Below are 12,528 nucleotides of genomic sequence, written 5' to 3'. Positions count from 1 at the left end.
TTTTAGGATAGCAGGTTTTTTATTGCGATATATCCAATAACTGAAGGCCTTCATCGACCTGCAAATGATATACTTCTGCTTCTATTCCCATTTCAGATTTGTATTTGGACAAAATTGATTCAATACTTTCATTTAAGAGGCTGGTCTTCATTAAATTAATAGTGCAACCGCCAAATCCACCGCCCATCATCCTTGCGCCCATTATACCTGTTAATTTTTCACTGGTGCTAACGAGGTAGTCCAGTTCTTTTGTGCTAATTTCAAACTCTTGGGATAAAGCCCAATGTCCTTCCAATAAGATTTTACCGATTTGCTCAGGTTGACCTTTATATAAGGCGGTTTTCATTTTTAGAACTCTGTCATTCTCTTGTAGTACATAAAAACTACGTTTATAATCTACAGGAGATACTACATTCCTTATTCTCTCTAAATCTGCCAATGAAACATCGCGTAAGGACTTTACTTCTTTTCTAAACTCATTTACTTTAGCTACTACTTTTTCACAAGATCTCCTTCGTTCATTATAGGCTTCGTCCACTGCCAAGTTGTGCGTAATATTAGAATTAATAAGTACCCAACTGTAGCCTTTAATATTCGTAGGCACATATTCATATTTTAGACTTTTACAATCCAAGAACAGCACATAGTCTTTTTTACCGAATAATATGGCGTATTGATCCATTAGGCCGCAATTTAAACCTATTCGGTGTTCCGCTCTTTGAGCAATTATTGCAATTTCTTCTTTTGAAATACCTAAGTCCAATACTTCTGAAATACCATATATAAAACCGCAACACAGCGCTGCGGAAGAAGAAAGGCCGGCGCCTATGGGTATATCGCCACCAAAGACGCAATCAAAACCTTTCAATGGATATTTTCTTTCGATTAATATTTCAAGAATAGATTTAAAGTAATTTCCCCAAAAAGAGTTGAAAGGTCTATTATTTCCCTCTACATCGAATATGAGGCGCTCTGGTTGTATTATAAAGGTTTCTACATGAATAGAGTTGGATTGATTTGTTTGAATAGCAAAATATACTCCTTTGTTTATGGATGCGGGTAAAACATAGCCCAAGTTATAATCTGTATGTTCCCCGATTATATTTAACCGGCCGGGGGCTTTTATCAAAAGAGGGTCGCTATTGTAATTGGCCTTAAATGCTGATTTTATTGTTTCTACCATTGTACGTACTAAATAATTATCTTGACAATGAAACCTCGGGATAGTTAAAGGAATGATTTCTAAAGAAGATTCAACCGATAAACTTACCTTAATTAGAAGTTAAAGGTTTGCTCAACATACGGTCAAAGATTTCGAATACAATGGCTATGGTCATTACCAACGCACAACCAATAAAATTCAACCATAGATAACCTAATTTTTCTTCGCCAGAGGGGTAAATATGTATTAGGTTATAATAGACCACGCAGACAATTAGCTGAGTGAGTAAAGCCGCAAAGAAAACTGCATTTCCCCGAACGAACTTCACAAAAAACGCTAGAAGAAAAATACCTAAAACATTACCATAGAATATACTCCCAATAATATTCACGAGTTGTATTAAATTATCAAAAAGGCTGGCAATACAGGCAATTAGGATTGCTATTATACCCCATAGTAGCGTGAAGCCCTTTGAAGCACGAACGTAGTGTTTTTCTGTTAGCACTGTATTCTTATTACCCTTGTAATAGCCGAAAGAAATAAGATTTATAAAAGAGAGTACGCGATTCCCTAGGGACTTATTTCTCTTGTAAACATCCAATGCCGTAATGGTTCCAAGAGCGTTTAATTCGGAGGCTGTAGAGGACATAGCGGCCGAAAGGATAACGGCTAATAATAGACCGATTAAACCTTTGGGTAGGTTATTCAGTATAAAATGAATAAAAACATAATCCTTATCATTGGTCTCTACCGTTTCATCTGCTTGGGCTATGAGTTTTTTTGCGGCGACCCTATTTGCACGATCTTTTTCGTTGATTTTAATAATCTGTTGTTTGGCGACCTCAACCGCTGCATATTCCTTAATTTCTAAGGCAGCGGAAAAATTGTTTTGTGCAATTCGCTTTTCTGCTTCCAATGAAACTTGACCTTCTTGCAACAGTTTATAATCTTCTGCGTATGTTGAGCTCATCACCGCTTGGGTTGCAGAGGGATTAAAATTTAATGGAGATGGATTGTATTGATAAAACACAAAAACCATAACTCCTACCAATAGGATAAAGAATTGCATGGGTATTTTAAATATACCATTGAAAACCAACCCCAATTGACTTTCTCTTATAGATTTACCAGAGAGATAACGTTGTACTTGGCTTTGATCTGTTCCAAAGTAAGCTAGAGCAAGGAAGAGCCCACCCGTGATACCACTCCAGAACGTATATCTGCTAGAGGTGTCCATACTAAAATCGAGGACGTTTAACTTGTTACTGGCTCCTGCAATTTTCATTGCTTTTGTGAACGTTATGTCGGATGGTAAATAGCCGAGGATAAAAAAGAAAGCGATGAACATGCCGGTCATAATAATAAACATCTGCTGTTTTTGAGTGACACTTACTGCTTTTGTACCGCCCGATACGGTGTATATGATGACCAAGGTTCCTATAATAACATTTAAGGTTCGTAAATCCCAACCCAGCACAGCAGATAAAATAATGGAAGGTGCAAAAATGGTTATCCCGGCAGCCAAACCCCTTTGAATAAGAAATAATATAGCCGCCAAGGAGCGTGTTTTAAGATCGAACCTACTTTCTAAAAATTCATAGGCCGTGTATACCTTCATTCTGTGATAAAGTGGTATAAAGACAAGGCAAATGATAATCATGGCCAATGGAAGTCCAAAGTAGAATTGAACAAATCCCATTCCGTCATGAAAAGCTTGTCCGGGGGTAGAAAGGAATGTTATAGCACTTGCCTGTGTTGCCATTACGGATAGACCTATAGTCCACCACTTAGCTTCGTTTCCTCCTCTAACATAGTCATTTACGTTAGTACTTCCTTTGGTTCTCCAAACACCATAAGCTACAATAAAGAGTAGGGTGCCACAAAGAATAGTCCAATCTAATACTCCCATATTACGTGAATGATATCATTAAATAGTAGAATATAAGAATATAAATAAGATTAAGAACAAGCACAAAGGAGTATTCTTTTTTCCAGGTTTTATTTTCGTCCTTTTCTTGACTCATCCTTTTATTTGGTCTTTGTTTTCTAATTTATCCTTTCCGACGGATAACATATTCGAGAATAACTTATACGCTCCAGGAACACCGGCAGGTAGCTCTCTAAAAAAGCTAAGGCCCGTGTAAATATAATTTCCTTCTCCGTAAGGAGCTATTAAAAGGCTTCCTTTCTTAAGGCTTTCCCCCTCATCTTTCATCTCTAAAATTGGCGTAAATTCCTTGCTCCATTTGTTCGGAAAATAAAGTCCCCTTTCCTGAACCCATCCGTTAAAATCATCTTCGGAAATCTTATTGGGATAATTAACTAGAGAATGATTTTTGGCAATAATGGCAACTTCTGAGTTTTCATTGGTAACACGATCCCTAGAAATTTGAAGGTCGTATGGAGCTATATTCTCAAATTGGTTGTTCCACCTTCCCGCTGTGTTGTACTGTACAATAACGTTACCTCCGTTTTTTACATAATCCAGTATGTACTTTTGCTTAAAACTTAGTTCTTTGACCACATTGTAAGCCCTAATTCCTAAAACAACTGCATCATACTTATCCAAAGTGTTTTCAGAGATGTCATTTGGATCAATTTGATGGACATTATAGCCTATTTGTTCCAAACTTGTTGGAACGGCATCGCCTGCACCCATGATATATCCAATATGCTCTCCTACCTTTTCGATATTTAACCGAACTACTTTCGCTTCTGAAGGTAATAAGATAGTTTGGGTAGGAACGTGATCGTAGTCTATGGTCACTAATTCCTTCGTGATTTCCGCGCCATTTAATTTAATAATAGGGGAGATGTAACTTTCATTTTCTGATTGGGGCGGACTAAGGGTGAAGGATACCGTTTGTTCATCTCCTTTTTTAGCTATGCTAAATTCTTTCGTCTCCCTGTCCACATTCCATTCGTTGTCATAACAGAATTGCAAAAGGCCAGAAACGTTATCCTTGTGAGCCTTTATGGTAACAGGGATTTCTTTTGGCGTATCGTTCGAAAAGATAATTACTTTATCGCTAAAACTGGCCGTGGCCTCTGGAACTATTTCAAAAGGTTGGTAAATCTCCCCTTTATCCGGTTGCGCATATTTATACACTATACTAGTGGTTATGGGTATGTTGACACCTTCAAAAGCGAGGTTGAACGTAGCATTGAAGGCTCTTGGTGTTTCAGGAAGCCCAATTAAATCCTTATTATTAACCTTGTAGGTGCCTAAGGTGCCGTTCTCCAGCAGCCAATAAGGACTGGTAAAATTGGTGTTTTTTGGAATTGTAAATTCCGTAGTGCTTTTTACCATCACGTTTTCTTTCAACTCTGATGATGTATCCGCTATTAATTGCCCATTTATTACAACGGATTCCAAAAGTATATTGTTCTCGCTTCGGTTTAAGGCTTCAATATTCACTGATAGGACTTCGCCTGGATTGGAACTAGCAGTAGTAACGAATGCCTGTAAATGAAGACCGGTAATCGCAGCGATTATTGTTTTTAACTCCTCTGATTTTAAATTTCTCCAATGTTCGTTGCTCACTTGTTGCAATAGGTTGTATGCCTTAGTGAGATCAGAAAGATGAATGGCGGGATTTTTAAAATTGAAATTCTGCTCTACCTTATTTAAAAGAGCACCAATTGCTTCGCCTCCCTCGATTCGTGACCAAGTGGTGTTGATGCCTTCAAATAAATTATTCTTGTCCTTTGGCAAATCGCCCTTTAGCAGTTCAACATATTCTGGTTGTGATCCTCTGGAGGTAATCCTACCGAAACCTTGGCATAAATGTTGGCTACTGGCTAATGAAGCTATTTCATTGTTGGATTTTCCTAAAGTGGGATAAAATACACCAACGTCAACATTCAATAGCTTTGATTTATCCGCTTTTTCAAATTTCTCTTGACTTCCGTAAAACCACCAAGAGGTATTAAAAAATAGACGTTGCGGTTGCCATAGTTCCGTAGACTTTAATCTTTCTGGAAATGCATTAGGATCATTCGCCATATCAAAGGCTTCTACACTCAACATGGCCGATGCTGTATGATGGCCGTGCGTGGAACCTGGACTTCTGTGGTCAAACCTATTGATAATAACGTCCGGTTTAAATTTTCTTATGGTCGTTACGACATCTCCTAGGATGGTGCTCTTGTCCCAAATTCTTAGTGTCTCCTTTGGGTGCTTGGAATACCCAAAATCATTAGCACGGGTAAAAAACTGCTCCCCACCGTCCACTCGTCTTGCTGCTAACAGTTCTTGGGTACGAAGAACTCCTAAAAGTTCCCTTAGCTCTGAACCAATCAAATTTTGGCCCCCATCACCCCTTGTTAAGGACAGATAGCCGGTTCTTGCGTGAACGTTATTGGCCAGATACGAAATTAGCCTTGTGTTTTCATCGTCCGGATGCGCAGCAATATATAAGGCAGTGCCCAAAAAGTTGAGTTTTTGCACGGCATGATAAATGTCTGAGGGATTCTGGTTTCTTGGGGTTTGGGCAGTAACAAAGTTTGCTAGCAGAAAACTAAAGGTAAAGATTGCCACAAAGTGTCGCATGGTATGGATTTTAGAGTACTTTCAAAGATAACAAGATTAACACCCTAGGGTACTATTTTACGACTTCTTTAACAAACTAGGCCTCGCCCACATTCGAGATGACTTGACCGTCATAGGTAGAGATTAAGACTACGCCCTTTTGGAGGACCATATTATTGGGGTAGGTTAGAATTTCACCATTGGTTTTCCTTAAATGTAAATGAAAAGCCTTAATGTCCTCTATAGTAAAGGTTTCGCCCTGAGGTTGTTCAGGGTCTAGCAGCTCTTTGTCCAGAATTTTAATCGTGTTTCCGATTTTAAAAGGAAAGGAAAAGAATATAATAACACCGGCCGTGAGGTTACTTAGAATAGACCACTGCGCAAACAACGCAACTCCTATGACTGCGAACACCGAGGAAAGCAATACTCCTAAATCCTTGTAATTTACACCCCATATTAATGTGAAACCAGCAAGAGCTACAATGGTCAGGGCTATAGAAATATACTTTATGATGAGATTTGTCCGTACGGGATTAAAATCACCAATCTTACCAACTTTTTTTGCTGCTTTTGTAAAGGCAAATTTTAATATTAACAATAGTGCAAAAACAATTAAAGTTGAAATTAATTCGTCTTTGTGGTTCAGTAAAAACTCTTCCATATTTTATATTCCTAAACTGTCTCTTAAATACAGATCCTTATTGCCGTTTTGTCTCCAATAGGGGGTATTCAAGGTCTTGATTTTTGTACCTGTCGAAGTCAGGGTTTTAGCATTCGCTCCATAACCACTAATGAAGGAATCTGACCAACTTTCTATGGTATACGGAAATTGAGTACTAAAGTTAATCTTTAAGGTTCTTTTTAATTCTGGATAATTGACTTCATAAGTCTGATGCTTGCCATTGTTTGTTAACGAAGCAGTAGCACTATACGATTTTAATTCCTTGTGGGTCAATCGGGAGAATTCTAAAGAAGGAATCATATTGAAATTTCCCTGGGGTAAATTTTCTGGATTTATGCGAATCTTATTCCAAATTTCATTTTCGAGTACGGCTTTGTCCAATTGTAGTTCTTGATCTGCTTCGCTTTCAAAATAGGAATGAGACGCTACTTCAAATTTAGCTCTGTTATTCAATTGGGTGTAAACCTGTCCACACCACTCCTGAGAGGAAAACGTAAGCTTTAGCGCGTGTTGGTTATCATGAACAGGGTAAAAACTACTGTTCATAATAGAGTACGGGTAAATACCCGTAAGATAGTTTTTGGTGGAATTCAATTTAAGCACTGGAATGTTATCTGGATTATTACCGTCCGCTTTAACTTGTTTGTCATTTAAAAAGGGTTCCGTGACGTAAATCAGTACAGCGTTTCCCTCTCGCATCTCACCATATCTAGCTTGTTCTAATTTGTAGGAAGTAATCTCCGCCTTTCCTGCATACCAATAGGCTTTGAAATCCTTTGATAGTTCATTTTTCTCAAGACTTACGGCTTCTTTGACCCCTTCGTTCAATGCAATGTCCGTGGCTTTGTCTTTTTTGTTTTCGGAACAGGAGACCAGTACAACTAGAGTTAGTGTTAGTAGTGAAAAGCCTTTCGCAATTTTTAAGGTAGATTTCATGGTTTGTTTTTTTACTAAATTACCAAAAAGAGATTAGCTTACCATATGCATTAACGTTTTATAGACTAACTGGGTAGGTAGCCCCACCACATTGGTATAAGATCCTTTTATTTCTTCAATGCCAACTAAACCAATCCATTCTTGAATACCGTAAGCACCGGCCTTATCAAAAGGTTTATAGTTAGTAATATAATAGTTGATTTCATCATCATCTAGCTCCCTAAATTTGACAGATGTTATTCGATTAAAAACCTTCTGACTGTCTGTAGTGGTAAAACATACTGAAGTTATGACCTGATGCCAATCATCGGACAATTTTTTAAGCATTTCAAAAGCCTCCTTGGGTGTGGCTGCTTTTGCAAGGGACTCGTTATCATGCCACACCACAGTATCCGATGTGATAAGTATTTCTTTAGGGTTAAGGTCATCTTTGAAGACGCTAGCCTTTAATGCTGCGAGATAATCGGAGATTTCCGCTCCCTTTAAGTGTTCCGGATAGATTTCTTCAACTGGTCTTAACTGAATTTCGAAATCCAGTCCCATTTCCTCAAAGAACATTTTTCTCCTGGGTGAGCCAGAGGCCAATATAAGTTTGTGGTCTTTTAAAATATTTCGCAGCATGGTCAGTCGTTTGCGGCACTAAAGTTACCCGCCCAGTTACCCTGCACTTTCAATACCTGCTCTATAACATCTCTTACGCAGCCCTGCCCTCCGTTAATGTGAGAAATATATTTACTGACGGCCTTTACTTCCGGAACGGCATTTTGAGGACAGGTCGGCAGCCCCACTGCTTTCATCGGTGGTACGTCCGGTATATCGTCTCCCATATAAAGTACATTCTTGTTTGCGATATCATTGCTTTGCAGATAGTCTTTCAGCGCTTCTATTTTATGATGGGCACCCAAGTAAATGTCTTTAACACCAAGGCCCTTCAAGCGGATTCTTACCCCTTCATTAGTGCCTCCGGTTATAATACATACATGATACCCTTTTTGTAAGGCCACTTTTAAGGCATATCCATCTTTAACGTTCATTTTACGAAGCATTTCTCCTTCTGAAGTAACCAGAAGGCTGCCATCCGTAAAAACCCCGTCTACGTCAAAAACGAATGTGGTAATATGCTCTAAATATTCTTTATAACTTTTTTCCATAGGAAGCTTTAATTGCGTTGCTCATTAATTTATAAATTTCTCTATGTTGAGAATCCTTTAGTAGGTCTAGATGTCCATGAAGCGTTTTTAAATCTCCCCGTTTTGCAGGGCCTGTCTGCGCTTCGGTAGGGCTAAGATAGTCCAGCTTGGAGACTGTTTCTTTAATCAGAGGTTTTAATAGATCAAAATCTAAATCATTTGTTTCACTAATATCATTCGCTATGGTGTACATATGGTTGGTGAAGTTGTTTACAAACACTGCAGCTAAATGAAGTACTTTTCGTTTTTCCGAAGAGACATGTACCATATGATTACTTAAAAGCTGTGCGAATTTCTGTAGTAAATCCAAATCTGTTGGGTCTTTCGCTTCAAGACAAAAAGGCACTTTATCTAAATCGATTATTTTATTGGAAGTAAAGGTTTGTAGGGGATACAATACACCAGAATGGCTATGGTCTGCTAAAACCGCTAGGGGAACACTTCCGGATGTATGCACTATTAGACCATTGATCATTAGATTTTTTGACACTTCCGCAATAGCGTCATCATTAATGGCCAAAATGTAGATGTCCGCTTTTGGTAGTGCATTCCAATCTGTACTGGTTTCTGTACGATTTTTGAAATGGACTAACCCCTTTTCTGACCTTCCTACCACTCGAAGTACATCAATTTCATCACTGTTCAAAAAAGATTCGAAGAGATTCTTAGACACATTACCAGTTCCCAATAAAACCACAGAAATCATTATTCAAAAGTACAAAGAATAAAAGCTCTTTTTAAGATAAAAATTAACACTTTTGTTTAAGTTTTAAAATAGTGGATTTCTGCTGAAAATGGTAAAAACACCGTATTTTTGCTAGCTGAAAACCAATGTCTTTCTTTATGACAGAATTGCTCAAGAAAATTTTCTTTTCTACCCGTTTAATGTCCGTTCTTTTTATTGTTTTTGCCACAGCCATGGCTTTTGGAACTTTTATCGAAAGTTGGTACTCCACGGAAACCGCGCGTATTTGGGTATATAATGCTACTTGGTTTGAAGTGATTATGGTATTTTTTGTGATCAACTTTGCGGGTAATATTTTTAGGTATCGTCTTTTAAGAAAAGAAAAGTGGCCGGTATTATTGCTTCATGTTTCTTGGATATTAATTATCATTGGAGCCTTTGTTACCAGATACATCAGTTATGAGGGTATGATGCCTATACGCGAAGGAAAGACCGAAAATGTTTTCTACTCGGACAAGACCTATTTTACGGCACATGTGGATGGTAAGATTGAAGGCGAACCTCGAAGAAAAATTTTGGAGGACGATTTAATCGTTACTGCGGAGGACATCAAATCTAATTTACCTTGGAATTCTGATTTTAACGGTCAACCGTTCACTATTGCTTATGAAGGTTTTATAGAGGGAGCTAAAGAAGGTCTTGTGCCTGATAATTCTGGTAACACTTATCTAAAAATAGTTGAGGCTGGCGATGGCCAGCGACATGAGCATTATTTAGAGAACGGAAAGGTAAGTAGTATACATGGTGTTTTATTTGCATTGAACGTACCTACGGACGGCGCCATTAATATATCCACTACAAGAAATGTATACGAGATAAAATCTCCCTTCGCAGGAAGTTTTATGCGAATGGCGGACCAATTTCAAGGAACGCTAGAAAAAGATTCCTTACAGCCCTTGCAATTGAGATCCCTATATAATGCAGCCAATATGCAATTCGTTATACCTGATTCTGTTGTTCAAGGAAGTTATGGAGTAGTAGAAATTCCCGAGGCAGAAAAGACCGATTTTGATACCGATGCCTTGCTAATGTCCATTACTTCTAATGGGGAAACTAAAAAAATAAAAGTACTCGGTGGCAAGGGTGGTACCGATTTTACCGATAAGATTACCGTAGGCGGTTTAGATTTTGCATTACGCTATGGTTCTAAAGTACACGAATTACCTTTTAGTATTCAATTGAACGATTTTATTGCGGAGAAATATCCCGGTACAGAGAAAGGATATGCTTCCTTCATGAGTAAAATTACCGTAAAAGACGACCGAACCTTTGATTACGATGTTTTTATGAATCATGTTTTAGACCATAAAGGATATCGTTTTTTTCAGGCAAGTTTTGACCCTGATGAAAAAGGAACGACACTCTCCGTAAATCATGATTTTTGGGGCACATGGATTACGTATGTTGGTTATTTCCTCTTATATATAGGCCTTTTGGGTATTATGTTCTTTGGTAAAACCCGTTTTAAGGACTTGAGCAGTGCTTTGAACAAGCTGAAAGAGAAAAAGAAAAAAGCCCTAGCTACGATAGTCTTACTAATAGGTCTTTGCTTTCCTATGGCGGCACAGGAACATTCTGCGGACGATGGTCATGATCATTCTACGGAACCCACACAACTTCAGGTAGACTCCCTATTAAGAGCATCCATAGTTGCAAAAGAACATGCGGATAAATTTGGAAAATTGGTCATTCAGGATGAAGGTGGACGTATGAAACCAATAAACACTTTCTCATCAGAGCTTTTGAGAAAGCTAAGTTTGAAGGACACCTATTCTGGACTTAGTTCCGATCAGGTATTTCTTTCTATGATGATGAATCCTGCCATTTGGTACAATACCGAGTTTATTGCCGTTGATAAAAAGGCACAGAATGATAGTATTAGAAAAGTTATAGGAATCCCTAGTGGCCAAAAATATATTAAAGCAACAGATTTCTTTGATAGCAAAGGACAATATAAACTTGCACCTTATATTAGGGAAGCTACTACAAAAGCAAGTCCTAATAAATTTCAACGGGACATCAAGGATATCAATATCCGATTGAACTTGCTGGATCAAGCGTTAAGCCAACAAATAGTAAAGATTTTTCCTTTATTGAACGATGAAAATAATAAATGGATTTCTGCAATAGAGTATAGGGGAGGGCAGTACCAAGTAGCAGATTCGTTATACGCCAACTTTATTAAAAATGCTATGCCCTATTATTTGATGACCTTGGGTAAAGCACAGCAATCTGGTGATTATACGGAGGCGGATAAATTACTTGCCGCCTTTAAACAGAATCAAGCGAATCATGGAAGTGAAGTTTTGCCTTCGCAGAATAGAATTGATACCGAGGTCATTTACAATAAATTGGACATTTTTAATAGGCTTTATCAATACTATTTATTAGTAGGTGTTTTGATGTTCATCATACTAATTTTACAAATTTTCAAAGAGCGCGAAATTTGGAAGGCGTCCGTTTATTTCTTGAAGGGTACCATAGTGCTATTTTTCGTTTGGCATACAGCGGGTCTGATTCTTCGTTGGTATATCTCAGGGCATGCCCCTTGGAGTGATGCTTATGAAAGCATCCTGTTCGTTGCATGGGCTACCATGGGCATGGGTATTGCCTTTGGAAGAAAAAGTGATATGACGGTTGCGGCATCTTCTTTCGTAGCAGCCATGCTGCTTTTCTTTGCGCATCAAAACTGGGTAGATCCAACAATCGGGAATTTAGTACCTGTTCTGGATAGTTATTGGTTAATGATTCATACTTCGGTAATTGTGGGGAGCTACGGTCCTTTAACCGTAGGGATGATCCTTGGAGTAGTTTGCTTGTTATTGATGTTGCTCACGACCAAAAAGAATAAAAAGCGAATGGATTTTAATTTAAAGGAACTGACCATTATCAATGAAATATCACTTACCGTGGGCCTCATCATGTTGACCATTGGTAATTTTCTGGGAGGTCAGTGGGCCAATGAAAGCTGGGGACGCTATTGGGGCTGGGACCCGAAAGAAACTTGGGCACTGATATCCATTATGGTTTATGCTTTTGTAATTCATACCAGATTGGTTCCTGGACTACGAGGTAAATGGACCTTTAATTTTCTAAGCGTGGTAGCCTACGGCAGTATTATGATGACCTATCAAGGGGTTAATTTTTATTTGGTAGGTTTACATAGTTACGCCAGTGGAGCACAAGTGGTTACACCAACATTTATCTATTACACCATCGCTGGAGTTGCAGCCTTGGGGGCTATAAGTTATTGGAGGTATAAAGTAAATTATTCCAAATAGT

The 12,528-nt window shown here is 38.3% G+C and carries 9 protein-coding genes; 1 reads left to right on the top strand and 8 read right to left on the bottom strand.

The window, feature by feature from the left end:
* Positions 1 to 19 precede the first annotated feature (19 nt).
* The 8 genes from galK to EJ994_RS05345 all read right to left on the bottom strand — a co-directional run bounded on the left by galK (position 20) and on the right by EJ994_RS05345 (position 9,207).
* Entirely contained in the window at positions 20 to 1,183 is a 1,164-nt protein-coding gene (gene galK, locus EJ994_RS05380) for a galactokinase (RefSeq protein WP_126591557.1), read from the bottom strand.
* Between the two features lie 88 nt (positions 1,184 to 1,271).
* On the bottom strand, positions 1,272 to 3,071 hold the full coding sequence (locus tag EJ994_RS05375) for a sodium:solute symporter (protein ID WP_126591556.1): 1,800 nt from the start codon (positions 3,069 to 3,071) through the stop codon (positions 1,272 to 1,274).
* Between the two features lie 111 nt (positions 3,072 to 3,182).
* Entirely contained in the window at positions 3,183 to 5,714 is a 2,532-nt protein-coding gene (locus EJ994_RS05370) for a PIG-L family deacetylase (protein ID WP_126591555.1), read from the bottom strand.
* 76 nt (positions 5,715 to 5,790) lie between these two features.
* On the bottom strand, positions 5,791 to 6,354 hold the full coding sequence (locus EJ994_RS05365) for a mechanosensitive ion channel domain-containing protein (RefSeq protein ID WP_126591554.1): 564 nt from the start codon (positions 6,352 to 6,354) through the stop codon (positions 5,791 to 5,793).
* A 3-nt stretch (positions 6,355 to 6,357) separates the two neighbouring features.
* Positions 6,358 to 7,311, bottom strand: coding sequence for a septum formation inhibitor Maf (locus tag EJ994_RS05360; RefSeq protein ID WP_126591553.1), 954 nt, complete (start codon positions 7,309 to 7,311; stop codon positions 6,358 to 6,360).
* Positions 7,312 to 7,344: 33 nt separating this feature from the next.
* Positions 7,345 to 7,932: a Maf-like protein gene (locus EJ994_RS05355; RefSeq protein ID WP_126591552.1), complete on the bottom strand. Its 588-nt coding sequence runs from the start codon at positions 7,930 to 7,932 to the stop codon at positions 7,345 to 7,347.
* Between the two features lie 2 nt (positions 7,933 to 7,934).
* A complete protein-coding gene (locus tag EJ994_RS05350) occupies positions 7,935 to 8,462 on the bottom strand; it encodes a KdsC family phosphatase (RefSeq protein WP_126591551.1) in 528 nt (175 codons plus the stop codon).
* On the bottom strand, positions 8,446 to 9,207 hold the full coding sequence (locus EJ994_RS05345) for a Rossmann-like and DUF2520 domain-containing protein (protein ID WP_126591550.1): 762 nt from the start codon (positions 9,205 to 9,207) through the stop codon (positions 8,446 to 8,448). The genes EJ994_RS05350 and EJ994_RS05345 overlap by 17 nt, the downstream gene beginning before the upstream one ends.
* Before the next feature lie 137 nt (positions 9,208 to 9,344).
* Here EJ994_RS05345 and ccsA point away from each other — a divergent pair, with 137 nt between their 5' ends.
* Complete coding sequence (ccsA, locus tag EJ994_RS05340) at positions 9,345 to 12,527, top strand: cytochrome c biogenesis protein (protein WP_126591549.1); 3,183 nt, start codon at positions 9,345 to 9,347, stop codon at positions 12,525 to 12,527.
* Position 12,528: the final 1 nt, after the last annotated feature.

The sequence above is a fragment of the Maribacter sp. MJ134 genome (genome assembly GCF_003970695.1).
In the GTDB taxonomy this organism is placed as follows: domain Bacteria; phylum Bacteroidota; class Bacteroidia; order Flavobacteriales; family Flavobacteriaceae; genus Maribacter.
Note: the sequence above shows the minus strand (reverse complement) of the source record. Positions and strands in the feature narration are given on the sequence as shown.